Origin of the sequence: Telluria sp. B2, from assembly GCF_051789535.1 — a bacterium.
Taxonomy (GTDB): domain Bacteria; phylum Pseudomonadota; class Gammaproteobacteria; order Burkholderiales; family Burkholderiaceae_D; genus Telluria.
Map to the genome: position 1 here is coordinate 295,827 of NZ_CP196525.1, position 24,117 is coordinate 319,943.

The following is a 24,117-nucleotide window of genomic DNA, read 5'->3' on the forward strand; positions in this document are numbered from 1 at the left end:
TAAACTGAATAAACCGTTTATACGGTTTAAAAGGTATGAACGGTATAACCTAATGTAGTCGTGTCCGGATAAGATAGATGGCAAAGATTTTTTGCGTTGCAAACCAAAAGGGGGGAGTCGGCAAGACGACCACCAGCGTCAACCTGGCCGCGGGACTGGCCAAGCTGGACCAGCGCGTGCTGCTGGTCGACCTCGACCCGCAGGGCAATGCGACCATGGGAGCCGGCATCAACAAGGCCGAGCTGGAAAGCTCGACCTACGAGGTGTTGCTGGGCGAGGCCGAGGTAAGCGTCGCGCGCGTGCGTTCCGAAGCCGGGCGCTTCGATGTGCTGCCGGCCAACCGCGAGCTGGCCGGCGCCGAAGTCGAGATGGTCGAACTGGACAGCCGCGAGCGCCGCCTGAAGCACGCGCTGGCCAAGGTGGATGCCGACTACGACTTCATCCTGGTCGACTGTCCGCCGGCATTGTCGATGCTGACCCTGAACGGCCTGTGCGCCGCGCACGGCGTGATCATCCCGATGCAGTGCGAGTACTACGCACTGGAGGGCCTGTCCGACCTGGTCAACACGATCAAGAAGGTGCACGCCAACCTGAACACCGACCTGAAGATCATCGGCTTGCTGCGCGTAATGTTCGATCCGCGCATGACCCTGTCGCAGCAAGTCTCGAAACAGCTCGAGCAGCATTTCGGCGGCAAGGTTTTTAAAACCATCATTCCGCGCAACGTGCGCCTGGCCGAGGCGCCGTCGTATGGCGTGCCTGGCGTGACCTTCGACCCGTCCTCGAAAGGGGCGCAGGCCTACATCGCGTTCGGGGCCGAGATGGTCGAGCGCATCAAGACGATGTAATCAGGAGTTATCCACAATGGCGACGAAAAAACTCAAGGGCCTCGGCCGCGGTCTCGATGCATTGTTGGGCGGAGGTCTCGAGGATGCACCCGCTACCGCGGGCGCGCCCTCGGCCTTGCCGATCTCCCAACTGCAGGCGGGCAAATACCAGCCGCGCACCCGGATGGACGAGGGGGCACTGAATGAACTGGCCGCCTCGATCAAGAGCCAGGGGGTGATGCAGCCGGTGCTGGTGCGCCCGGTCGAGGGCGGGCGCTACGAGATCATCGCCGGCGAACGCCGCTTCCGCGCCGCCCAGCTGGCCGGACTGGACGAGATCCCGGTGCTGGTGCGCGAGGTCGACGACCAGGCCGCCGCCGCGATGGCGCTGATCGAGAACATGCAGCGCGAAGACCTGAACCCGCTGGAAGAGGCGCAGGGCATCGCGCGCCTGATCTCGGACTTCAACTTCACCCACGAGCAGGCGGCCAGTGCGGTCGGCCGTTCGAGGAGCGCGGTGTCGAACCTGCTGCGCCTGGTGAACCTGGCGCAACCCGTGCAGACCATGCTGATGGCCGGCGACATCGACATGGGCCACGCGCGCGCGCTGCTGTCCGTGGACAGCGCCAGCCAGATCGCCCTGGCCAACCAGGTGGTGGCGAAGCGCCTGTCGGTGCGCGAGACCGAGAAGCTGGTGGCGCGCGCGATCGAGGAACAGAACAGCCCGGCGGCGCAGGCGCGCCAGAAGGACAAGTCCGGCGACATCGTGCGCCTCGAAGAAGAGCTGTCGGACCGGCTGGCGACCCCGGTCGTGTTCAAGATGGGGCCGAAGGGCAGGGGACAGATGATCATCGACTTCCAGAACCTGGATGTGCTCGAGGGTGTCCTGGCCCGATTGCGCGCCTGACCGCTGACACGCAGGGATGGAGTGGGCCGGGTCGCGCAGGCCGTTTGCCGGCCGCGCGTTCAACCGGCGCCTGCGCACACGCTCCGTGCGTCTGCTTTCGCATGACGACGCACCCCCGACGCCGGTCCCGGACCAGACAACTGTCGTTATTTCCCAACAATAGTTTAGGAATGTTCTTTTTCTAACACCGGCGAGCCGGGCTCCGGCCAAATCGATTGCCCGGCGACCGGCCTTTTCTTGAACGCGTGGACGCGAACCCCGTCCACGCCGTCTCCCTGCGCCCACCTTCCGCGGCAATTCCTCATCAAAATCTTCTGCTACACATCTGCATTTCGACACGCGAACTGCATCGAAAACTGAGCTTACTGTCAATATTTATGTCACATTTCGACCCCTCCGGCCACGGTACGGAAGAGGCGGAATCGTTTGACTCAAATGCACTAACGAACTTATAATCCCGCTGATTCATGTAATTACCACACCGTAACTCGGTTCTCATGGCTAAGGCGAAAGAATAAAAATGTTGCGCCTGGTCTCCCTGCAATTGATCGCAACAGTAGTCGCTGGCCTCATCGCCGCACTGCTGGGGGGATGGCCTGCGATGTTGTCGGCGGTACTCGGTGGAATCTGTTGTGTCTTGCCCAACGGCATTATGGCGCTGCGCTTGTTCGCCGCCGCACAAAAACCGGGCGGGGCTAACCCGTTCTCGTTTTTCATTTGGGAATTTATAAAGATTGCATTAACGCTTGCCCTGCTGGGAGCAACTGCGTGGCTGTACCGCGATCTGAACTGGCTGGCGCTCCTCGCCGGGTTCATCGTGGCACTGAAGAGTTACATATTCTTATTATTTAGGCACTGAAAATGGCGACGACAACCGTAGAAGGCGCACACCACGCGCCCACCGCATCAGAGTACATCCGGCACCACCTGGGCCACCTGTCGAACACCCACCAGCAGGGTCCGGTCGACTTCAGCGTCCTCCACTACGACACCATCTTCTGGTCGATCGCAATGGGCGTCATCGGCTGCCTGATCATGTGGATGGCCGCGCGCAAGGCGACCTCGGGCGTGCCGGGCCGCTTCCAGGCTGCCGTCGAGATGCTGGTCGAGATGGTCGAGAACCAGTCGAAGACCATCGTCCACGGCGACCGCAGCTTCATCGCCCCTGCCGCGCTGACCGTGTTCGTCTGGGTCGCCCTGATGAACTCGCTGGACTTCCTGCCGGTCGACATCTTCTCCGAGGCCTTCAAGTGGTTCGGCGTCGAGCACCTGTTCCCTTACCACCGTGTGGTCCCGACCGCTGACCTGAACGGCACCATCGGCATTTCGCTGGGCGTGCTGATCCTGATGCTCTACTACGGCATCAAGATCAAGGGCTTCGGCGGCTGGCTCCACGAACTGTTCGCAGCACCGTTCGGCATCTACATGGCGCCGTTCAACCTGCTGCTGAACATCATCGAATACGCAGCAAAAATGGTGTCGCTCGGTATGCGACTGTTCGGCAACATGTTCGCCGGCGAGCTGCTGTTCCTATTGATCGCTTTGCTTGGCTCGACCGCTACCGTCTTCGGTTTCGCAGGCCAGGTGATTGCCGGCTCGATCTGGGCGATCTTCCACATCCTGATCGTGTTCCTGCAGGCATTCATCTTCATGATGCTGACGCTGGTGTACCTCGGTCAGGCTCACGAAGGCCACTGATCGGCGCCGCAAGCATCGAACAAGATAGTGGTTGTAACGAAGTTGTAGTTTTTAATCTGGTTTTTAAATTAACTTTTTGGAGTAATCATGACTGACGTTTCTTTTGTTGCACTGGCTTGCGGTTTGATCATCGGCCTCGGCGCTATCGGCGCATGTATCGGTATCGCTCTGATGGGCGGTAAGTACCTGGAAGCCTCGGCACGTCAGCCTGAACTGATGAACACCCTGCAAACCAAGATGTTCCTGCTGGCCGGTCTGATCGACGCGGCATTCCTGATCGGCGTCGGTATCGCCATGCTGTTCGCGTTCGCTAACCCGTTCACCGGCTAAGACGACGCATCTCGTTTTCAAGGGCCGAACCACTACGGTTCGGCATCCGTTTTTGTGAGAAGGGAAAAACCGTGAACCTTAACGCAACTCTGTTTGCACAGCTCGCCGTCTTCCTCGTCTTGGCGCTCTTCACGATGAAATTCGTGTGGCCGCCGCTGATGAAAGCGCTCGACGAGCGCGCCGAGAGGATCGCGAATGGTCTGGCAGCCGCCGACCGTGGCAAGGCCGACCTGGCAGCCGCCGAAAAGCGCGTGCAGGCCGAACTGGCCGGCGCCCGTGACGAAGGCCAGAAGCGCATCGCTGACGCCGAAAAGCGCGCCCAGCTGATCATCGATGAAGCCAAGAAGACCGCCGCTGAAGAAGCCGCCCGTATCGTCGCCGCCGCCAAGGCCGACGCCGAGCAGCAGGTAACGCGCGCGCGCGAAGAACTGCGTGGCCAGGTGGCCGCACTGGCAGTCCAGGGCGCCGAGCAGATCCTCAAGCGCGAAGTGAACGCAGAAGCGCACGCCGCGCTGCTGTCGCAACTGTCGACCGAGCTCTAATCATGGCTGAACTCGCAACCGTCGCCCGTCCCTACGCCGAAGCGCTGTTCCGTGTCGCCCAACAGGGCAACATGGCAGCCTGGTCCGAACTCGTGTCCGAACTGGCACAAGTCGGCGCCAACCCTGATGTGCAGGCGTTTGCCGCCAACCCGAACGTGTCCGCCGCCGATATCACCGGCGCCCTGGCCGCGCTCGTGAAGTCGCCGATGACCCCGGAAGCGTCGAACTTCCTGACGATGCTGGCCGAAAACGGCCGCGTCGCACTGCTGCCGGAAATCGGCGCGCAGTTCCAGGTGCTGAAGAACGCGCAGGCAGGTGCTGCCGACGCGACCATCTACAGCGCGTTCGACATGACCGACGCCCAGGTGGCGCAACTGGTCGCAACGCTGGAAAAGAAATTCGGCCGCAAGCTCAACCCCACGGTCACTGTGGACCCGTCGCTGATCGGTGGCGTGCGCGTGGTGGTCGGTGATGAAGTGCTCGATACCTCGGTACGCGCCAAGCTGCAACAGATGCATGTTGCGCTGGTCTCGTAAGCGAACTTCGCAGGAACTTAGCACTTCGGCCGGCATCTCACGTCCTTGCCCTACGCATCAAGAAACTATTAGGAGTTAGCACTCATGCAACTTAACCCATCTGAAATCAGCGAACTGATCAAGAGCCGGATCCAGGGCCTGGAAGGTTCGGCTGACGTTCGCAATCAAGGCACGGTGATCTCCGTCGCCGACGGTATCTGCCGCATCCATGGTCTGTCGGACGTGATGCAAGGCGAGATGCTGGAATTCCCTGGCAACACCTTCGGTCTGGCGATGAACCTCGAGCGCGACTCGGTCGGCGCCGTGATCCTGGGTGCTTACGAGCACATCTCCGAAGGCGACACCGTCAAGACCACCGGCCGCATCCTGGAAGTGCCGATCGGTCCGGAACTGCGTGGCCGCGTCGTCAACGCACTGGGTCAGCCGATCGACGGCAAGGGTCCGATCGCTACCTCCCTGACCGCGCCGATCGAAAAGATCGCGCCGGGCGTGATCGCCCGTGAATCGGTCTCGCAGCCGATGCAGACCGGTATCAAGTCGATCGACGCGATGGTGCCGATCGGCCGTGGCCAGCGTGAGCTGATCATTGGCGACCGCCAGACCGGCAAGTCGGCCGTGGCAGTCGATGCGATCATCAACCAGAAGGGCCAGGGCGTTACCTGCGTGTACGTCGCAATCGGCCAGAAGGCATCGACCATCAAGAACATCGTGCGTTCGCTGGAACAGCACGGCGCGATGGAGTACACCATCGTTGTCGCCGCTTCCGCTTCGGAATCGGCTGCGATGCAGTACATCTCGGCCTACTCGGGCTGCGCGATGGGCGAATACTTCCGCGACCGCGGCGAAGACGCGCTGATCGTGTACGACGACCTGTCGAAGCAGGCAGTTGCTTACCGCCAGATTTCGCTGCTGCTGCGCCGTCCGCCGGGCCGCGAAGCGTATCCGGGCGACGTGTTCTACCTGCACAGCCGTCTGCTCGAGCGCGCAGCACGCGTGAACGCCGACTACGTCGAGAAGTTCACCAACGGCGCCGTGACCGGCAAGACCGGCTCGCTGACCGCACTGCCGATCATCGAAACGCAAGCAGGCGACGTCTCGGCCTTCGTTCCGACCAACGTGATTTCGATTACCGACGGCCAGATCTTCCTGGAGACCTCGCTGTTCAACGCCGGTATCCGTCCTGCGATCAACGCCGGTATCTCGGTCTCGCGCGTCGGTGGCGCCGCCCAGACCAAGGTCATCAAGGGCCTGTCCGGCGGTATCCGTACCGACTTGGCGCAGTACCGTGAACTGGCTGCGTTCGCGCAGTTCGCATCGGACCTGGACGAATCGACCCGCAAGCAGCTGGACCGCGGTGCACGCGTGACCGAACTGCTGAAGCAGCCGCAGTTCTCGCCGCTGTCGACCTCGCTGATGGCCGCATCGCTGTTCGCCGTCAACAAGGGCTACCTGGACGACATCGAAGTCAAGCAAGTGCTGCCGTTCGAGCACGGCCTGCACAACTTCCTGAAGGCGAGCCACGCTTCCCTGCTGTCGAAGATCGACGAAACCAAGCAACTGGACAAGGACGGCGAAGCTGCGCTGGCCGCCGCCATTGCTGATTTCAAGAAATCCGGCGCATTCTAATAAATGAGGAAGAATCCAGCATCGCATGTGCAACATGGCGATGCTGGTGACCGGAAGGAGTAAGGACTCATGGCAGTAGGCAAAGAGATTCGTGGCAAGATCAAGAGCGTAGAAAATACGAAGAAGATCACCAAGGCGATGGAAATGGTCGCCGCATCGAAAATGCGCAAGGCGCAGGATCGCATGCGCGCCGCCCGTCCCTACAGTGAAAAGGTTCGTAACATCACCGCCAATCTTGCCGGCGCAAACCCGGAGTACACGCACGTCTTCATGGCGCAAGCCAAGCACGTGCAGGCAAAAGCTGTCGGCTTCATCGTCGTCACGACCGACAAGGGTCTGTGCGGCGGCATGAACACCAACATCCTGCGCCAGGTGACGCAGAAGTCGCGCGAACAGGAAGCGGCGGGCAACCGCATCGAGGCCGTTGCCATCGGCAACAAGGGCCTGGGCTTCCTGAACCGCATCGGCGTCAAGGTCGTGTCGCACGCCACGCAAATCGGCGACACCCCGCACCTGGAAAAGCTGATCGGCCCGATCAAGGTCATGCTCGACGCATACCAGGACGGCCAGCTGGACGCTGTGTACCTGTGCTACACCAAGTTCATCAACACGATGAAGCAGGAACCGGTCGTCGAGCAGCTGCTCCCGCTGCCGGCCAAGCACCTGGAACAGGAAACTGGCGGCATCTCGTGGGATTACATCTACGAGCCGGAAGCGCAAGTCGTGATTGACGAGCTGCTGGTGCGCTACGTCGAGGCCCTGGTGTACCAGGCCGTCGCCGAGAACCTGGCGTCCGAGCAGTCGGCGCGCATGGTGGCGATGAAGGCGGCAAGCGACAACGCAGGTAATGTCATCGGCGAACTGAAGCTGGTCTACAACAAGACCCGCCAGGCAGCGATTACCAAAGAACTCTCCGAGATCGTCGCCGGCGCGGCAGCGGTCTAAATAAAGAATTTAACTATATCTGAAGGAACGAACATGGCTGATGGCAAAATCGTTCAGTGTATCGGCGCAGTGGTTGACGTGGAATTCCCGCGTAACGCCATGCCGAAGGTTTTCGATGCACTGAAAATGGAAGGCTCCGAACTGACGCTGGAAGTGCAGCAGCAGCTCGGCGACGGCATCGTCCGTACCATTGCTCTGGGCAGCTCGGAAGGCCTGCGTCGCGGCATGACCATCCAGAACACCGGCGCACCGATCATGGTCCCGGTCGGCGTCGCGACCCTGGGTCGCATCATGGACGTGCTGGGAAACCCGATCGACGAGTGCGGTCCGGTCAGCCACGAGCGCATGGCCTCGATCCACCGCTCGGCTCCGGTGTACGACGAACTGTCGCCATCGACCGACCTGCTGGAAACCGGTATTAAAGTGATTGACCTGGTCTGCCCGTTCGCCAAAGGCGGTAAGGTCGGCCTGTTCGGCGGCGCCGGCGTCGGCAAGACCGTCAACATGATGGAACTGATCAACAACATCGCTAAAGCGCACTCGGGTCTGTCCGTGTTCGCCGGTGTTGGCGAGCGTACCCGTGAAGGCAACGACTTCTACCACGAAATGGCGGACGCCAAGGTCGTCGACCTGGAAAACCCGACCAACTCGAAAGTGGCGATGGTTTACGGCCAGATGAACGAACCGCCGGGCAACCGTCTGCGCGTCGCACTGACCGGCCTGACCATGGCCGAAGCCTTCCGTGATGAAGGCAAGGACGTTCTGTTCTTCGTCGACAACATCTACCGCTACACCCTGGCCGGTACCGAAGTGTCGGCACTGCTGGGCCGTATGCCGTCCGCGGTGGGCTACCAGCCGACCCTGGCCGAAGAAATGGGCCGCCTGCAAGAGCGTATTACCTCGACCAAGACCGGTTCGATCACCTCGATCCAGGCCGTGTACGTCCCTGCGGACGACTTGACCGACCCGTCGCCGGCAACCACCTTCGCCCACCTGGACTCGACCGTCGTTCTGTCGCGTGACATCGCTTCGCTGGGTATCTACCCGGCAGTGGACCCGCTGGACTCGACCTCGCGCCAGCTGGACCCGCTGGTCGTCGGCCAGGAACACTACGAGACCGCGCGCGCCGTGCAGGGCACCCTGCAGCGCTACAAGGAACTGCGCGACATCATCGCGATTCTGGGCATGGACGAACTGGCGCCGGAAGACAAGCTGACCGTGGCACGCGCTCGCAAGATGCAGCGTTTCCTGTCGCAGCCTTTCCACGTCGCTGAAGTGTTCACCGGTTCGCCAGGCAAGTACGTTTCGCTGAAAGACACGATCAAGGGCTTCAAGATGATCGCGTCGGGCGAACTGGACCACCTGCCGGAACAGGCGTTCTACATGGTCGGCACCATCGAAGAAGCGATCGAAAAAGCCAAGAAACTGGCTTCTTAATCGGTTTCTTCAACCTGAAGGACACACATGGCAAACACTATTCACGTTGACGTGGTATCGGCCGAAGAGCAGATCTTTTCGGGCGAAGCAACTTTCGTCGCGTTGCCGGGCGAAGCGGGTGAGCTGGGTATCTACCCGAAGCACACCCCGCTGATCACGCGGATCCGTCCGGGTGCCGTGCGCATCCAGACGACTAATGGTGGCGAGGAGTTCGTCTTCGTCGCCGGCGGTATCCTCGAGGTGCAGCCGAACGGCGTGACCGTGCTGGCCGACACCGCGATCCGTGGTGGCGACCTGGACGAAGCGAAAGCCCAGGAAGCCAAGCGCCAGGCGGAAGAGCTGATGCAGAACCAGGACTCGACGATCGACTACGCGAAAGCCCAGGCGGAACTCGCCGCGGCGATCGCGCAGCTGGCGGCGATCCAGAAGCTGCGTTCGAAGGGTCGCTGAGCCTTTCCTTCGGTAGCACACAAAAGGCAGAGCTGTGGCTCTGCCTTTTTTTATGGTTCATCACGGATTTCCGGGAAATGCGGCTTTGATCTTCAGGAAGAAGAAGTCGCTATCGCGGTAGCCGTAGGCCATCCGCTTCATGACCTTGATGCGGTTATTGATGCCTTCGAGCTGGCCGGTATGCATCGGCCAGCGCAGCCGTGCTGCAATGCCCCGCCAGTAAGGCTTGAGCTTGGCAGCGAATCTCCTGAGCGGCTCGATTCCGCTGTCGCGCGCCATCCTGAGCCAGTTCCGCCAGGCGAGAAGCCATTGCCATCCGCCTGATGTCTGCCAGAGTTCCTTAAGTGTCGTCTTCATCACGTACACCGTCATCAAAGCCTGGTTGGCGGCTAGCAGCTCATCCAGATTCGCCTGCTGCGTCGGCGGGACGTTTTCCCGGTTGCGCAGCAACAGCCAGCGGGAGCGCTTGACGACTTTACGCTGTGGACGATCGTCTCGCAGACGATTGGCCTCGTCGACGCGTACCCGGTCGATGACTTCACGGCCATACTTGGCGATGACGTGAAACAGGTCGTAGACCACGCGCGCTTTCGGACATTGCCGCCGCACTTCCAGGTCGAACGCGGTATTCATGTCCATCGCTACGGCTTCGATCCTGGCGCAGCGTTCAGGGCCGAGCCATTCGAAGAACGGCCGGATGGCCTCGCGGCTGCGGCCTTCGCCGACCCAGAGCACCTGCCGGCTGTCGGCATCGAGCACGACCGTGGCATAGCGATGGCCTTTGAACAGCGCAAACTCGTCCATGACAAGCCGGGTTGGCTGTGCTGCAGGCAAGGTAGCCAATTCACGTTCCAGCTTGGCACGCTCGATATTGCGCACCGTCTCCCAGTGCAGCTGCGCCAGCTTGCACACATGGGCTACCGGCAGCTTCTCGCACCACAAGCCTACAAATTCAGCCAAGGCGCGGGTCACTCGGGCGTGCCGGTCGAGCCAGCTCACGCGCTCAGTACGGGTGCCGCATTGACCACACCGAAGCCGTCTGAGAGGCACACGCAGCTGTAAGGGCAAAGTAGAAATGTCCGGTTTGGGCAAAGTAGAAATGTCTGCTTTTGCGCGATAGCTCATGCTGTCGACTCTGAACAGTTTGGAGTCCAGCGTGAGCAAAACCGGGAGCATGACGATGCAGGAGTGGAACCGTGCCGAGATCATCGGTGCATGCACACGCGGCGAGATAACGGTCGCCATTGCAGCTCAGCGGCTGCAGATTACGTCCCGCCAGGTACTGCGACTGCTGCGACGGTTTGCCGAGGGTGGCGCCAACGCGATGGCCGCCAGGAACAGGGGCAAGCCTAGCAATAACCAGCTCAAGGCAGACGTGGCAAAGAGAGCACTGCAGCTGATACGCGACCATTACATGGGCTTTGGCCCGACGCTGGCGTGTGAGCAATTGCAGGAGCGGCACGCGCTGACCTTGTCGAAGGAAACACTGCGCAAGCTGATGATCGGCGCGGGCCTTTGGTCCCCAAAGGGTGTGCAGCGCGCAGCGCTGCATCAGCCGCGGGAGCGACGTTCCTGCCGTGGTGAATTGGTGCAGATCGACGGCAGCCGCCACGACTGGTTTGAAGGACGCGGCGCCGTTTGTACGTTGCTGGTGTACGTCGACGACGCGACAGGAGAACTGCTGCAGCTGTATTTCGCCGACACCGAGTCAACCATCAGCTACTTTGAAGCGACCCGGCGCTACATTGCTCAGCACGGCAAACCACAGGCCTTTTACTCTGACCGTGCAGCCGTCTTTCGCTCGCCATCGGCCACCAGCGACACCTGTACCCAATTCCAGCGTGCGCTCGACCAGCTCGACATCGAACTCATCTGCGCCAAGACGCCCCAGGCCAAAGGCCGAGTGGAACGGGTCAACCGCGTTTTGCAGGACCGCCTGGTAAAGGAGCTGCGGTTGGACGGGATCGACAATATCGAGGCGGCCAACGCATGGTGCGAGCAGTATGTCCTGCGCTACAACGAACGGTTTGCCTGCGCCCCATCGAGCGAACTCGACAAGCACACGCAACTGCATGTCAGCGACGACTTGGACCTCATCCTCACTATCCGCGAGACCCGCAAGCTGAGCAAGCAACTGACGCTCAAGCACGGCAGTTGCCTGCTCGTGCTGAACGATACGCTCGATGCACGCAGCCAGGTTGGTCAACCCATCGCCATCCATACCTACGCCGATGGACGCGTCGAGCTACGGGCAAACAGACTGGTACTCGGACACACCAGCATGGCCGTATCGCGACCAAAAAACCGTATCGATACCGATGCAAAATCGCTCCATGCAACGCTCGACAAGAGGCAGCGTGCTCGTCATCATCGCGCCAACCTACCCGGCTCTGTCATTGCCCAGGGCACGACGGCAGCGAAGAAAGCGTCCGCGCAAAAACGAGTGTGACATCCAGATCGCGGACATTTTAACTTTGCCAAAAGCGGACATTTCTACTTTGCTGCTACACGCAGCCACACCGGCAAACCGAACATGGGCAGCTCGCGGATAGTGCGTAGGCCTGTTTCGTGTATCTGATGACAGTGATGGCCGCAGCCGCCGCATACCATCGGCGCCCCAGGATCGCGTCGCAGGTTGATCCACACTGCGTCAGGTCCGCGTTCCAATTTAGATGCAATGAACCCTTCCCAGAACGGGAGGTCAAGATTATGATTCGTCATGAAAGCGGTGAGTTGAGTCAGCTTTGTTGGTCGCACAACAAGTCTAGCTCTTCTTCACCGCTTTCTTGTTTTTAGCATTGCTTCCCGCTAATCCGTGAAGAACCTTTTTTATTGCATGTCCCGTCCCGATGCAGTCGACAGGGGCAGCATCGGCCAGCCGGCAGGCGCTCGTTTGCTAGTTGCCGGATGCCCCGTCCATGTCCGTCAGCTTCGCCGCGACCTGTTCGCGAAACCAGCCGCTCTGCACGTAGCGGTACAGGTTGGCGCCCGGGCAGACGGTCTTGTCGGAGTGGTCGCGGTGGCTGGCGATGCGATCGAGCGGCACATTGTATGTGTTGGCCAGCATCGCCATCAGGTCCACCACGGCGTCGAGCTGGGCCTGGTTCGGCTCGACTTCCTCGAAATTGCCGACCACTTCGATCAGGGCATGGCCCTTGGGGTCGTACTCGGTGTTGGTGTCGCCGGCAAAGGCGATGTCGCGCGCCGCGTAGATCTTCCCTTCGAGGTCGATCACGTAGTGGTAGGGGATGTCGAGCCAGCCTTTGGTCGCGCGCGACCAGGTCTGCAGATTGCGCAGGTACTGGCGCGCGTCGGTGCCGGGCCGGAAGGGCTCGCCCTGGTGGTGCAGGGTGATGTGGGTGATGTCGTGGCGCCGCGCACGGGTGGCGTCGGCCGGGGTGCCGCCCCAGTCGGCGACCGGCACGATCGCCGGCACGTTGGCTGCGGGTAGTTGCACGGCGCAGCTGGCACAGGCCAGGGCGACACAAAGGGCGGCAAGGGTGCGCGCGGCGCGGAGTCGGAAGCTCATGGATGGGTTCGCTGTGGAAAACACGCCATCTTTCCACAGGCGGACACATGGATGCAAACTGCGCGTGAACGCTTGTGCAAGCGTGCTCGCAGCACGCAATGCTTTCCTGTTAAGCTAAGTGCCACATCGTCAAATTCGGCCACCCATGAGAACCATTGCCCAGATCCTCAACGACAGCAAGACCATCGCCATCGTCGGCCTGTCGAACAAGCCGGACCGCGCCAGCTACGGCGTGGCCGAATACCTGCAGCAGCAGGGTTACCGCATCATCCCCGTGAACCCGGCCTATGACGGCCAGGAAATCCTGGGCGAACGCGTCCATCCCGACCTGCAGGCTGCCGCCGACGCGCTGGCGCCCAGCGGCACCCGCATCGACATCGTCGACTGCTTCCGCAAATCCGAGGACATTCCGCCGCTGGCGCGCGACGCGATCGCGATCCGCGCCGGCTGCCTGTGGATGCAGCTCGAGATCGAGAACCAGGCCGCCGCCGACCTCGCGCGCGCCGCCGGCCTGGACGTGGTGATGAACCACTGCCTGAAAATCGAACACCGCAAGCTCAACGCCTGACATCCCTCGCCATGCTGAAACCCGCCTTCCTGTTCTTCACCCTGGCCGCTGCCGCCGCTTCGTCCATGGCGCAAGGCCAGGCCACGCCGGCGCACGCCGCGGTCCCGGCGCCTGCCGCCGCGCCTGCTTCCTGCCCGGCCCTGCTCAACCAGAACTTCAAGCGCTTGCAGGACGAGGCGCCGCAGAACCTGTGCCAGTACGCCGGCAAGGTGGTGCTGGTGGTGAACACCGCCAGCTACTGCGGCTACACCAAGCAGTACGAGGGCCTGGAAAAGCTCTATTCGAAGTATGGCCCGCGCGGCCTGGTGGTGTTGGGTTTCCCCTCGAACGATTTCAAACAGGAAGCCGAGAACGCCAAGGAAATCGCCGACCTCTGCTACAACACCTACGGCGTGAAGTTCCCGATGTTCGCGAAAACCGTGGTGTCCGGCCCGAACGCCAATCCCCTGCACGCCAGCCTGGCGAAGCAGACCGGCAAGGAACCGAAATGGAATTTCACCAAGTACCTGATCGGGCGCGACGGCAAGGTCATCGAGCACTTCCCGAGCAAGGTGGCGCCCGAGGATCCGCAATTGGTGAGCAAGATCGAAGCGGCGCTGTAAAGCGGTATCGTCTGTCCCGATCGTTGGTGGGCGCTCCGTGCCCACCGGTCAAACGCTGCCGGCGCTTGTATCCAGCACCGCCAGCAGCGGTCCGCGCAGGGCATTGCAGACCATGATGCCCTCGGCCCGCTCCAGCATCGCGCGCGTGATGATGCGCTCGCTCGCCTTCCACGCCGGCGCGGCCAGGATCACGGCCCGCGTCACTCCCGGCAGCAGGCCGCAGGACAGGGGCGGCGTGTACCAGCGTCCGTCGATGTGCACGAACACATTGCTGCGTCCTCCCTCGGTCAATTCCCCGCGCTCGTTGAAGAACAGGGCGTCGAAGGCCCCTTGCGCCTCGGCTGCGCGCCAGGCTGCGTCGTAGCGCTGCCGCACCGAGGTCTTGTGGCGCAGGAAGATGTCGCTTGATTCGACCGGCGTGCCGGCCAATACCAAGCGTACCGGTTCGCGCAGGGGCGCGAGCGGCGCCGCCGTGATCGACAGGGCGCCATCCGCGCCGCTCGCCAGGCGCAGCCGGTGCAGGCCTGCCTGGGGCAGGGCCAGGCAGGTGTCCACCAGCAGCGCGTGCGCGGCCGCCATGTCGAAGGGGCGCCCGAAATACGCGCAGGAGGCGGCGATGCGCGCCAGGTGCGCGTCCAGGTGGCGCGGCCCGTCTTCCCACGAGGCCTTGATGGTCTCGAAGATCTCGACGTCGTTCTGCAGCCCGGTGAGAAAACGCGCCTTCAGCCGGCACTCGGCATATTCGGCCTGGGCGTCGCTGTCGAACACGATGCCTGCGCCCACGCCCAGTTCGCCGCGCCGCAGGTGCTCGCCGGGGCCCAGGGCCAGGGTGCGGATCGGCACGGACAGGCAGAAGTCGCCCACAGGTTGCCCGCCTGCGGGCGGATCGAACCAACCGATCGCGCCGGTATAGACGCCGCGCGCATCGGGCTCGAGTTCGTCGATGATTTCCATCGTGCGCCGCTTGGGCGCGCCCGTAATCGAGCCGCAGGGATACAGCGCACTAAACACCTCGGCCAGGCCGGCGTCCGGGCGCAGTTGGGCGCGCACGGTGGAGGTCATCTGCAGCACGGCGCCGAAGCGCGTCACCTCGAACAGTTTTGGCACCGCCACGCTGCCCGTCTGCGCCACGCGCCCCAGGTCGTTGCGCAGCAGGTCGACGATCATCAGGTTCTCGGCGCGGTTTTTCGGATCCTGCGCCAGCTCGGCCGCGCGCTGCGCGTCGGCCTGGGCATCGTCGCTGGCAGGCGCGGTGCCCTTCATGGGCCGCGCCAGCAGCGTACCGGCTTCATGACGCACGAACAGCTCGGGCGAGAACGAGAGCAGGGCACCGCCGTCCGGGAGCGTGATCAGGGCACCATATGGCACCGGCTGGCGTGCGCGCAGGCGTTGATAAAGCGCAAAGATCGAACCGTAGGCGTCGAAGCGCAGCCGGTAGGTGTAGTTGACCTGGTAGGTGTCGCCGGCGGCGATGTAGTCGCGGATGCGGCCGATGGCGTCCACGAACTGCGCCTCGTCGACGTTCGCCTGCACGCCGGCGATGCCGGCCGAAGAAGCATTAAGGCCGGTACCGGCGCGGGTGGCGACCCAGCGCGCGGCCTGCTCGGCCGTCATGCGCTCGCAGCGTTCGAACAGCAGCACCTGGGCCAGCGGGGCGTCCATGGGCCGGGCGTGGATGCCGAGCAGGTGGGCGCCGAGCTCGTAAGTGAGCACTGGCACCGCGTACAGGCCGCGCCTCAGCGCCGCTTCCATCTCCCGCAGCACCTCATCCCAGCCTGCAGCGTCGGTGCAGGCGAGGGTGCCGGCGTGGCCGCTGTACAGGCGCGACAAGGCCTGCGCATGACCGTCCGCGCTCGCGTCGTCGAGCAAGGCAAAGACTGCCGAGTGCATGATGAAAGCCTCAGGCTGCCAGCAGGAGCGACAATTGTACGCCCGTTCCATCCGACGGATGCTGGCGGAAACCGCTCTTGGCGTAGCGGTGCCAGCGGCCGGTGACGTAGCTCACCAGCAGGCTGGCGCGGGCGGCGACGTCGTCTTCCACGCCGTGGCCCTGGCTGACTGCCAGGCGCAGCGCGCCCTTGCAGGCCAGCTCGATGCGGTCATAAAACCCGTTCATGCGCAGTTGCAGGCGCTCGTCCTCGCCCACCAGGGCGTCGCCGATCAGCACGCGCGTCATGCCCGGGTTGTTCGCGGCAAAGGCGAGCAGCATCTGCAGGATCGCGTAGGCCTGGTCGACGCCGCGCTCTTCCTTTTCCACGATCTGGTTGATGACGCCGAACACGCTGGACTCGATGAACTCGATCAGGCCCTCGAACATTTGCGCCTTGCTGGCGAAATGCCGGTACAGCGCCGCTTCCGACACCGACAGGCGGGCCGCCAGCGCGGCGGTGGTGATCTTCTCGCCCTTGGGCTGCTCGAGCATCGAGGCCAAGGCCTGGAGGATTTGCAGCTTGCGCTGGCCTGGCTTGGTACTTGCCATTGGAGTTGTGTTTTCTAGTGATGGATGAGCTGGTGCAGCTGCTTCGGCAGTTGCCGCACGGATTTTACTTTGACATCGACATAGTTGGGGTGAATCAACATCTTCGGCCGGGCCGCGGCCAGGGTGCTGCGCTCGCCACGGCGCAGGTAGCCGGTCACCCAGACCGTGCGCAGGCCGAGCTGCTTGGCGCTTTTCAGGTTGGCCAGCGTGTCCTCGACCAGGATGCAGTCGCGCGCAGCCACGCCATGGCGGCGCAGCACGCGCTGCAGCATCAGCTTCGAGGGCTTGGGACGCAGCTGGCCGTGCACATGCATCTGCTCGATCGCGATGTGATGGGCGAAATGGCGGCCCAGGCCCAGGTGGCGCACCACTTGCGTCGAATAATCGGTGGGACCGTTGGTAAGCAGGATCTTGCGCCCCGGCAGGCGCAGCAGCAGGCGCCCGAGGCCGGTCTCGGCGCGCATCATCTGGCGCAGGTCGCCGATGTCGTGGGTCTCGCGCAGGAAGTCGGCGGCGCGCACGCCGTGGTGCCGCATCATGCCGAGCAGGGTGGCGCCGTAGCGCTTCCAGTAGCCGAGGCGCGCCGCATCGACCTGGGCCTGGCTGACCGTGCTGACACCGTCGCTGAGCACGCGCGCGATATAGGTGTTCATGTTGGCGCTGATCGCCGGAAAGATTGCGTGCGATGCGTCATGCAGCGTGTTGTCAAGATCAAACAGCCAGACGGGAGAGGAAGAGTTATGATTTGGCAAGATTTCTGACATGGAGAGAATAAATGCGACGTCCGATTATAGTGGTGTTCCTCAGCCTCTTCCTGATGGCCTTCCAGGCGTTTGCCGCCGAGCGCGGCGCGCTGTTCAAGGCAACGGGCAAGGGCAATACCTTGTACCTCTACGGCACCATCCATGCGGGCAAGCCCGATTTCTATCCGCTCGAGCCGCGCATCCGCGCGGCGATGGCGGCCGCGCCCACGCTGGCGCTGGAGGTCGACGCGGCGCGCGACCCGGGCGCCGTGATGGCGGCGTTCCAGCAACACGGCATGTTCCCGGCCGGCAGCCCCGGCATCGCGGGCCTGCCGGCCGAGCGCCGCCAGCGCATCGAGACCGCCCTCAAGAAGCAGGGCGTCGACCCTGCCGCCGTGGTCCAGATGAAGCCGTGGCTGGTGGCGACGATGCTGGCGATCGTCGATCTGGGCAAACTGGGCTACAACCCGGCCCTGGGGGTGGACGCCCACCTGGCGCACCTGGCGCGCGGCGGCAACACCCGCATCGCCGAGCTCGAATCGGCGCAGTACCAGGCGGCGCTGCTGAACCGCCTGCCCGAAGACGACCAGTGGCGCCTGCTGGAGGAAGCACTGGAGAACATGGCATCGGGCCGCCAGCTGCGCGAGGCGCGCGAGATCTTCGACGCCTATGAGCAGGCCGACCAGGCGGCGCAGGAACGGATCGCGCGCCGCATCGACGAGGACACCACGGTGACCGGCAAGTTCACGCGCGACGTGGTGCTGAACGAGCGTAACGGACCGATGGCGGACAAGGTGGCTTCACTGCTGGCGCAAGAGAACAATGCGGTGGTGGCGGTGGGCCTGCTGCATCTGCTGGGGAAAAACGGATTGCCCGAACTGCTGCGCCAGCGCGGCATCACGGTGGAGCGGGTGTATTGAGGATTTGCTGCGTGGAGGGTACTGCTGGGAAGTGGTGCCCTTGACGTGGATTGAACACGTGGCCTCTCCCTTACCAAGGGAGTGCTCTACCACTGAGCTACAAGGGCTGGTAGAAACATAAGATGACGGCGGGCGGGACCCGCCGTTACGGCAACTTCTGTCGCCGAAAATCTTAGTGCGACCGGATCATAGTGCCAAAAGCCTGTTCGGTCAAGACTTCCAGCAACAAAGAGTGCTCGATGCGGCCATCGATGATGTGCACGGTGTTCACGCCCGACTTGGCCGCGTCCAGCGCCGACGAGATCTTCGGCAGCATGCCGCCCGAGATCGTGCCGTCCGCGAACATCTCGTCGATCTCGCGCGCCGACAGGTCGGTGACCAGGTTGCCCGCCTTGTCCTGCACGCCGGCGATGTTGGTCATCATGATCAGCTTTTCGGCCTTCAGGATCTCGGCGATCTTGCCGGCGACGACGTCGGCATTGATGTTGTAGGCCTGGCCGTCCTGGCCGAAGCCGATCGGCGAGATGATCGGGATGAAGGCGTCGTCCTGCAGCGCCTTCACGACCGCCGGATTGATCGCTTCGATCTCGCCGACGAAACCGATGTCGAGGAATTCGCCCGGCTTGTCCTTGTCCGGCATGCTCATCTTGCGAGCGCGGATCAGGCCGCCGTCCTTGCCGGTGAGACCGACCGCCTGGCCGCCGTAGTGGTTGATCAGCATGACGATGTCCTGCTGCACTTCGCCGCCCAGCACCCACTCGACCACTTCCATGGTCTCTTCGTCGGTGATGCGCATGCCCTGCACGAAGGTGCCCTGCTTGCCGATTTTCTTGAGTGCGTTGTCGATCTGCGGACCGCCGCCGTGCACCACGACCGGATTCATGCCGACCAGTTTCAGCAGGATGACGTCGCGCGCGAAGCCGTGCTTCAGGCGCTCGTCGGTCATCGCATTGCCACCGTATTTGATGACGATGGTCTTGCCGTGGAAATTGCGGATGTAGGGAAGCGCCTCGGCCAGGATCTGTGCCTTGATCTGCGGCGAGACCGCAGTCAGGTCACTGGATTGGTCCTCGGTCTTCAGGCTGGTCAACTGAGCGTTCATGGAGAGTCCGAAATAAATGTGGCGGAGATTTTACAGGCAACACGCCCACCCCTGTGGGCATTATATGGCGGTCTTGTTGTATTTTACGGTGTGACCCGGCCGGGGATGGCCGCCGATGGATGCTTGGACGATATTACACATGACAAAAGAATCCTGTCGCGAGGCAGCACGATGAGTACCTGCAGCCGCTGCGGCGCCAGCTTCGGCTGCGCCATGGTCGACGGCAGCACAGGCCCTTGCTGGTGCACCGAATTGCCGCCGGCAGTGCCGGTGCCCGGAACCGACGCGAGCTGCTGGTGCCCGGCCTGCCTGCGTGCGCACATCGAAGAGCGTGCACGTACCGGCGGCCAGGCGCCTGGCGGCGGCGACCCGCTTACTTCTGGGTCCTGAAGAAGCGCATCATCTCGCGGCTCGCGTCCGGCCCCTTGCCGTCGGTATAGCTGCCTTGTGCGCTGCCGCCGGACCAGGCATGGCCGGCGCCGTGGATCAGCCAGTGCTCGGCATGCACGCGGCCATCGGCGCGCTTGTGCGTGGTGCGGGTGTAGGCGTGGCCGTTCGGCACGCGGCCCGGTTCCACCGCCATCGCCTCGGCGCTGTCGCGCGCGGGCGCCACCAGTTCGTCGCTATTGGCCGGGTGCACGGTCTTGTCCTGGTCGCCGTGGAACACGATGATCGGAATCGAACGGCCGGGCTGGTGCCGGCGCTTGAGGTCGCCCTTCATGGCCGCCAGCGCCGACGGCAAGTCGTGCGCCGAAGCGAAGGGCAGGCCCGAGTGCACGCCGACCGCCGCGTACAGGTCGGGGTAGAGCGTGCCCATGATGGTCGCCATCGCGCCGCCGGCCGACAGGCCCGCCACATACACCTGGGACGCGTCGACCGCGTACTCCTGCATGATGGAGCGGGTGATGCCGGCGATGATCGAGGGCTCGCCTTGGTCGCGCTGCTGGTCGACGTTGTTGAACCAGTTCCAGCAGCGCGAGGCGTTGGCCTGGCGCGACTGGGCCGGATACACGACCAGGCAACCCATTTCCTCGGCCAGCACGTTCATCTGCGTGCCTTTGGCGAAATCGTCCGGGTCCTGGGTGCAGCCGTGCAGCATCACGACCAGCGCCGCCGGCTTGCCGGCGCTATAGGTGCTGGGGACATACAGCTTGTAGGCGCGGGTGCCGGCTGCGTTGCTGAAGCTGCCGTCGCTGAAGCTGCCCGGCAGCAGTTGCGCCGGCTCGTTGGCGGCGACGCCGGTGCTGAAGCCGCTGCCCAAGCCCCGGCTGAGCTCGGCAAGCATGTCGTGCATGTCGGGGGCCTGCGCGCCGGGCTGGCCGCCGCTGCGCAGCTGCGACAGGTTGCGCATCTGTTCCTGGGCCGCCTGGGTCATGGCCGAGGCGTTTTTCAGCGCATCCTCGATGACTTTGCTGGTATCCACCGAAGGCCGGTGCAGCAGGTTGCGGGTCGCGGCACGCATTTGCGCCAGCAGTTTGTTGTTCAGTTTCATGTAGTTCCTTTCCGTTCGCCTTGCAGCGCTTGGCAGGCTCCTTAACGGATGCGCTCTGCCAGTGCGGCTTTCAGGGTATTGCTTGCGTGGAGCACCCCGAGCACCGTGATCGATTCGATGGTGGCCAGGGCCAGTTCGACGGACACGTCGCTGGCGATGCTGGCCATGCCGAGCACCTGGATCTGCAGGCGGTGCCCGGCCTGCTGCGCCGCTTCGAGGTCGGCGCGGGAATAGTGGTGCATCCCGAGCACGAGACTGCGGCGGGCCACGGTTTGCCGGACCACATCGGCATGTGCGTTGAGCTGGTTGCGGATTGCGGTGCGGATCAGGTCGGTGCGGTTGCTGTAAAAGCCTTCACTGACCAGGAGGTCGATCTGGCCCAGGTCGATCATGCCCAGGTTGATCGTGATTTTTTCCGTCTCCGCCACCTTCGACTTTGACTCATTGGTGCTGACAATTTGGCCGCCCATCCTTACACCATCCTTTCGTGCGATATCTATTTACCATCCCTCTACCATCCATCTGGATGGTGAGACAGGCGCCCAGTCTACGCCCCTGAGCCTGAGGGTCAAGCACAATTCGATTGAATCGGGTAATCTCTTCGCTCATGAGTCCAGAATTGCAACCCGGCCTGCGCTTCGAATGGCGCTATACCGTGCCGCCGCGCGCCACCGTGCCCGAGCTCTACCACGACACGCCTTTTTGCCGCGACATGCCCGATGTCCTCGCCACCGGCTACATGGTCGGCATGATGGAACTTGCCTGCCTGAACGGCATGCTGCCCTACCTCGACTGGCCGAACGAGCAGAGCCTGGGCACCATGGTGAGCTTCCGGCACCTGGCGCCGACGCCGCCCGGCATGACCCTTACCATCCGCGGCGAAGTGACAGAGGTGGAGGACCAGCGCGTGCGCTTCAAGGTCGAGGCCTGGGACGATCTCGAGCGCATCTGTGAGGGCACGCACGAACGTTGCGTGATCGATACGGAACGTTTCAATGCGCGGCTTGCACGCAAGCGCACGGGAGGTGCGGCATGAGCCTGGCGAACCCCGAGCTGCAGACGCCGGTGCCGTCTCCCTGCATCAACGTGTGCGAGATGGACAAGGCAAGTGGCCTGTGCCGTGGCTGCATGCGCACGATCGACGAGATCGTCGCTTGGGGCAGCGCGAGCGATGACTACAAACGCGCTGTCTGGAAGGAAATCCGCCGCCGTGAATCGGAACTGGATTTCGGCTCATGACGGTGCACCTGCCCGCCACCATGCAGGTTTTCGAGCGCGGCTGGCTGTCGTCGAACAACATACTTTTTACCGGACCCGACACCGCCCTGGTCGACAGCGGCTATGTCACGCATGCGCCACAGACGCTGGCGCTGGTCCGCCACGCCCTCGGCGGCCGTCCGCTCGATCGCCTTTTGAACACCCACCTGCATTCGGACCACTGCGGCGGCAACGCGGCCCTGCAGGCCGAATACGGCTGCCGGACGGCGATTCCGGCAGCCGAAGCGGCCAGGGTCGCGGCCTGGGATGAAGACCTGCTCAGCTACCGCGCCACCGGCCAGCAATGTCCGCGTTTCGGCGCCGATGGCGTGCTGGCGCCGGGCGATGCGCTGGAACTGGGGGGCATGCGCTGGGAGGTGCTGGGCGCGCCGGGACACGACCCGCATGCACTGCTGCTGTTCTGCCCGGACGAAGGCATCCTGATCTCGGGCGACGCCTTGTGGGAGAACGGCTTCGGGGTGATCTTCCCGGAGCTGGCGGGCGAACCGGGCTTCGACGAGGCGCGCGCGACCCTGGACCTGATCGGGACGCTCGATGCGCGGCTCGTCGTGCCGGGACACGGGCGCATGTTCACCGATGTGCCCGAGGCGCTTGCGCGGGCCTATTCGCGGCTCGACTATTTGTCGGCCGATCCGCGGCGCAATGCGGAGAACGCGGTCAAGGTGCTGGTGAAGTTTTTACTATTGGAGCGGCAGCGGATTGCATTAGCGGAGTTACCGGGCTTGCTGGCGTCGATACCCGTTGTCGCGGCTGCGCTGGAGCTGCTTGGACGCGTGGGCGGGGAACCCGCTCACCCTACGGGTCTACGCCCGCATATCGACGGCGATACCTGGACCGGTTCGCATGCATTGCAGCGTAGGGTGGACGGGTCTCCCGTCCACGCGTTCAATGCACATCTGCATACCGATACACCAACGAACGACGCCTGGCACGAGCTCGCCACCTGGGCCACCCACTCCCTGGTCCGCGCCAGGGCCGCCCGTATCGACGGCACATTCCTGGTCGACGCCTGAATTAGAGCGCAAAATCTAGCACGACCGTGCTTTTTTAACACTATAATCGACCAGCTTGTCCAATCAACCTAGCCGAGAGCCGCCCATGACGCTGCCCACCGTACTGCAAAACCTGTCCCTTCCCGTCATCGCTTCGCCGATGTTCATCGCCAGCGGTCCGGCCCTCGTCGCCGCCCAGTGCAAGGCCGGCATCGTCGGTTCCTTCCCGGCGCTCAACGCGCGCCCGGCCGAGCTGCTCGACACCTGGCTGACCGACCTGCAGCGCGAGCTGGCCGAGTACAAGGAAGCCAACCCGGACGCCATCGTCGGTCCGATCGCGGTCAACCAGATCGTCCACGCCTCCAATGTGCGCCTCGAGCAGGACGTTGCGGTCTGCGTCAAGCACCAGGTGCCGATCATCATCTCCTCGCTGCGTGCGCCGCCGAAAGAGATGCTGGACGCCGTGCACGGCTATGGCGGCATCGTGCTGCACGACGTAGTCTCGATCCGCCACGCGCAAAAGGCGCTGGAAGCGGGCGTCGACGGCCTGATCCTGGTGGCGGCCGGCGCGGGCGGCCACGCCGGCGCCCTGTCGCCATTCGCGCTGGTCGGCGAGGTCCGCAAATTCTTCAAGGGCCCGATCGCGCTGTCCGGTTCGATCGCCACCGGCGACGCCATTCTTGCCGCCCAGGCCATGGGCGCCGACTTCGCCTACATCGGCTCGCGCTGGCTGGCGACCAAGGAATCGAACGTCAGCGAGGACTATCGCAATGCCATCGTCGAGTCGAGCGCGGCCGATATCGTGTACACCAACCTGTTCACCGGCGTGCACGGCAACTACCTGAAGAAATCGATCGTCAACGCCGGCCTCGATCCGGACGCGCTGCCGGAATCGGACAAGAGCAAGATGAGCTTCGGCGACGGCAGCTCGAAAGCCAAGGCATGGCGCGACATCTGGGGCGCCGGCCAGGGCGTGGGCCTGATGGACGACGTGCCGAGCGTCGCCGAGATGGTCGAGCGCCTCAAGGCCGAGTACGGGGCGGCGCGCGCGCGCCTGGGGATTGCTGGCTGAGAAACGCAGGCGAATAGCGGGCGTCACGCGTGGGCACGGGCG

27 protein-coding genes, 1 tRNA gene and 1 pseudogene are annotated in these 24,117 nt (G+C 63.2%); 20 read left to right on the top strand and 9 right to left on the bottom strand.

Translation table 11 applies throughout. The annotated features are described in order from the left end of the window. The first annotated feature begins 77 nt into the window (after nt 1-77). From ACSUZJ_RS01310 to ACSUZJ_RS01360, 11 genes are all read left to right on the top strand, one after another. Entirely contained in the window at nt 78-848 is a 771-nt protein-coding gene (locus tag ACSUZJ_RS01310; RefSeq protein ID WP_499412576.1) for a ParA family protein, read from the top strand. Nucleotides 849-864: 16 nt separating this feature from the next. After that, on the top strand, nt 865-1,734 hold the full coding sequence (locus tag ACSUZJ_RS01315) for a ParB/RepB/Spo0J family partition protein (protein ID WP_499412578.1): 870 nt from the start codon (nt 865-867) through the stop codon (nt 1,732-1,734). A 520-nt stretch (nt 1,735-2,254) separates the two neighbouring features. Then, on the top strand, nt 2,255-2,593 hold the full coding sequence (locus ACSUZJ_RS01320; RefSeq protein ID WP_499412580.1) for an ATP synthase subunit I: 339 nt from the start codon (nt 2,255-2,257) through the stop codon (nt 2,591-2,593). A gap of 2 nt (nt 2,594-2,595) precedes the next feature. Then, on the top strand, nt 2,596-3,432 hold the full coding sequence (gene atpB, locus ACSUZJ_RS01325; protein ID WP_499412582.1) for a F0F1 ATP synthase subunit A: 837 nt from the start codon (nt 2,596-2,598) through the stop codon (nt 3,430-3,432). Nucleotides 3,433-3,519: 87 nt separating this feature from the next. Next, nucleotides 3,520-3,762 (top strand): F0F1 ATP synthase subunit C, encoded by a 243-nt coding sequence (gene atpE, locus ACSUZJ_RS01330; RefSeq protein ID WP_078035183.1) that lies wholly within the window; start codon nt 3,520-3,522, stop codon nt 3,760-3,762. Between the two features lie 71 nt (nt 3,763-3,833). Continuing rightward, nucleotides 3,834-4,304 (top strand): F0F1 ATP synthase subunit B, encoded by a 471-nt coding sequence (locus ACSUZJ_RS01335; protein ID WP_499412584.1) that lies wholly within the window; start codon nt 3,834-3,836, stop codon nt 4,302-4,304. Between the two features lie 2 nt (nt 4,305-4,306). After that, nucleotides 4,307-4,840, top strand: a complete 534-nt coding sequence (locus tag ACSUZJ_RS01340) for a F0F1 ATP synthase subunit delta (protein WP_499412586.1) — start codon at nt 4,307-4,309, stop codon at nt 4,838-4,840. A gap of 84 nt (nt 4,841-4,924) precedes the next feature. Continuing rightward, nucleotides 4,925-6,466 carry a F0F1 ATP synthase subunit alpha gene (gene atpA / locus ACSUZJ_RS01345; protein WP_499412588.1) on the top strand — a complete coding sequence of 514 codons (1,542 nt, stop codon included), beginning with the start codon at nt 4,925-4,927 and terminating at the stop codon, nt 6,464-6,466. A gap of 69 nt (nt 6,467-6,535) precedes the next feature. Then, nucleotides 6,536-7,411, top strand: coding sequence for a F0F1 ATP synthase subunit gamma (atpG, locus tag ACSUZJ_RS01350; RefSeq protein ID WP_499412590.1), 876 nt, complete (start codon nt 6,536-6,538; stop codon nt 7,409-7,411). 33 nt (nt 7,412-7,444) lie between these two features. Then, nucleotides 7,445-8,848, top strand: a complete 1,404-nt coding sequence (atpD, locus tag ACSUZJ_RS01355) for a F0F1 ATP synthase subunit beta (protein ID WP_499412592.1) — start codon at nt 7,445-7,447, stop codon at nt 8,846-8,848. A gap of 27 nt (nt 8,849-8,875) precedes the next feature. Beyond that, nucleotides 8,876-9,298: a F0F1 ATP synthase subunit epsilon gene (locus ACSUZJ_RS01360; RefSeq protein ID WP_499412594.1), complete on the top strand. Its 423-nt coding sequence runs from the start codon at nt 8,876-8,878 to the stop codon at nt 9,296-9,298. Nucleotides 9,299-9,358: 60 nt separating this feature from the next. On the opposite strand, the pseudogene ACSUZJ_RS01365 reads toward ACSUZJ_RS01360, so the two are convergent. Continuing rightward, a pseudogene (locus ACSUZJ_RS01365) lies at nt 9,359-10,354 on the bottom strand (ISL3 family transposase); the annotation flags it as partial. 67 nt (nt 10,355-10,421) lie between these two features. On the opposite strand from ACSUZJ_RS01365, the gene ACSUZJ_RS01370 reads away from it, so the two are divergent. Then, nucleotides 10,422-11,747 (top strand): ISNCY family transposase, encoded by a 1,326-nt coding sequence (locus ACSUZJ_RS01370; RefSeq protein WP_499410806.1) that lies wholly within the window; start codon nt 10,422-10,424, stop codon nt 11,745-11,747. A gap of 447 nt (nt 11,748-12,194) precedes the next feature. On the opposite strand, the gene ACSUZJ_RS01375 is transcribed toward ACSUZJ_RS01370, so the two are convergent. Then, on the bottom strand, nt 12,195-12,827 hold the full coding sequence (locus tag ACSUZJ_RS01375; RefSeq protein ID WP_499412596.1) for a peptidoglycan recognition protein family protein: 633 nt from the start codon (nt 12,825-12,827) through the stop codon (nt 12,195-12,197). 145 nt (nt 12,828-12,972) lie between these two features. Between ACSUZJ_RS01375 and ACSUZJ_RS01380 the strand changes: the two genes are divergently transcribed. Together ACSUZJ_RS01380 and ACSUZJ_RS01385 are read left to right on the top strand one after the other, a co-directional pair. Then, nucleotides 12,973-13,395 carry a CoA-binding protein gene (locus ACSUZJ_RS01380; protein ID WP_499412598.1) on the top strand — a complete coding sequence of 141 codons (423 nt, stop codon included), beginning with the start codon at nt 12,973-12,975 and terminating at the stop codon, nt 13,393-13,395. A gap of 11 nt (nt 13,396-13,406) precedes the next feature. After that, entirely contained in the window at nt 13,407-13,997 is a 591-nt protein-coding gene (locus ACSUZJ_RS01385) for a glutathione peroxidase (RefSeq protein ID WP_499412600.1), read from the top strand. A 48-nt stretch (nt 13,998-14,045) separates the two neighbouring features. Here the strand turns inward: ACSUZJ_RS01385 and pabB are convergent, their stop codons facing one another. Genes pabB through ACSUZJ_RS01400 form a run of 3 tightly spaced genes read right to left on the bottom strand, consistent with a single transcriptional unit; the run spans nt 14,046 to nt 17,240 of the window. Continuing rightward, the gene (gene pabB / locus ACSUZJ_RS01390) at nt 14,046-15,887 is read right to left on the bottom strand and encodes an aminodeoxychorismate synthase component I (protein ID WP_499412602.1); all 1,842 of its coding nucleotides are present in this window, start codon (nt 15,885-15,887) and stop codon (nt 14,046-14,048) included. Between the two features lie 10 nt (nt 15,888-15,897). Beyond that, entirely contained in the window at nt 15,898-16,476 is a 579-nt protein-coding gene (slmA, locus tag ACSUZJ_RS01395) for a nucleoid occlusion factor SlmA (RefSeq protein WP_499412604.1), read from the bottom strand. 14 nt (nt 16,477-16,490) lie between these two features. Beyond that, a complete protein-coding gene (locus ACSUZJ_RS01400) occupies nt 16,491-17,240 on the bottom strand; it encodes a pyrimidine 5'-nucleotidase (RefSeq protein ID WP_499412606.1) in 750 nt (249 codons plus the stop codon). Nucleotides 17,241-17,251: 11 nt separating this feature from the next. On the opposite strand from ACSUZJ_RS01400, the gene ACSUZJ_RS01405 reads away from it, so the two are divergent. Then, complete coding sequence (locus ACSUZJ_RS01405; protein ID WP_499412608.1) at nt 17,252-18,139, top strand: TraB/GumN family protein; 888 nt, start codon at nt 17,252-17,254, stop codon at nt 18,137-18,139. Between the two features lie 32 nt (nt 18,140-18,171). Here the strand turns inward: ACSUZJ_RS01405 and ACSUZJ_RS01410 are convergent. Beyond that, nucleotides 18,172-18,246: transfer RNA gene (locus ACSUZJ_RS01410), tRNA-Thr, on the bottom strand. Nucleotides 18,247-18,311: 65 nt separating this feature from the next. After that, nucleotides 18,312-19,241, bottom strand: coding sequence for an acetylglutamate kinase (gene argB / locus ACSUZJ_RS01415; RefSeq protein ID WP_499412610.1), 930 nt, complete (start codon nt 19,239-19,241; stop codon nt 18,312-18,314). A gap of 171 nt (nt 19,242-19,412) precedes the next feature. Between argB and ACSUZJ_RS01420 the strand changes: the two genes are divergently transcribed. After that, on the top strand, nt 19,413-19,631 hold the full coding sequence (locus tag ACSUZJ_RS01420) for a cysteine-rich CWC family protein (protein WP_499412612.1): 219 nt from the start codon (nt 19,413-19,415) through the stop codon (nt 19,629-19,631). Here ACSUZJ_RS01420 and ACSUZJ_RS01425 read toward each other — a convergent pair. After that, a complete protein-coding gene (locus tag ACSUZJ_RS01425) occupies nt 19,615-20,733 on the bottom strand; it encodes an extracellular catalytic domain type 1 short-chain-length polyhydroxyalkanoate depolymerase (protein WP_499412614.1) in 1,119 nt (372 codons plus the stop codon). The two genes, ACSUZJ_RS01420 and ACSUZJ_RS01425, sit on opposite strands and share 17 nt — an antisense overlap. A 41-nt stretch (nt 20,734-20,774) precedes the next feature. Then, entirely contained in the window at nt 20,775-21,203 is a 429-nt protein-coding gene (locus ACSUZJ_RS01430) for a CopG family transcriptional regulator (RefSeq protein ID WP_499412616.1), read from the bottom strand. A 137-nt stretch (nt 21,204-21,340) separates the two neighbouring features. Between ACSUZJ_RS01430 and ACSUZJ_RS01435 the strand changes: the two genes are divergently transcribed. From ACSUZJ_RS01435 to ACSUZJ_RS01450, 4 genes are all read left to right on the top strand, one after another. Beyond that, entirely contained in the window at nt 21,341-21,769 is a 429-nt protein-coding gene (locus ACSUZJ_RS01435; RefSeq protein ID WP_499412618.1) for a thioesterase family protein, read from the top strand. After that, nucleotides 21,766-21,972, top strand: a complete 207-nt coding sequence (locus ACSUZJ_RS01440; protein WP_499412620.1) for a DUF1289 domain-containing protein — start codon at nt 21,766-21,768, stop codon at nt 21,970-21,972. Before ACSUZJ_RS01435 ends, ACSUZJ_RS01440 begins: the two co-directional genes overlap by 4 nt. Then, nucleotides 21,969-23,024, top strand: coding sequence for an MBL fold metallo-hydrolase (locus ACSUZJ_RS01445; protein ID WP_499412622.1), 1,056 nt, complete (start codon nt 21,969-21,971; stop codon nt 23,022-23,024). Before ACSUZJ_RS01440 ends, ACSUZJ_RS01445 begins: the two co-directional genes overlap by 4 nt. Before the next feature lie 85 nt (nt 23,025-23,109). Continuing rightward, complete coding sequence (locus tag ACSUZJ_RS01450) at nt 23,110-24,075, top strand: NAD(P)H-dependent flavin oxidoreductase (protein WP_499412624.1); 966 nt, start codon at nt 23,110-23,112, stop codon at nt 24,073-24,075. Nucleotides 24,076-24,117: the final 42 nt, after the last annotated feature.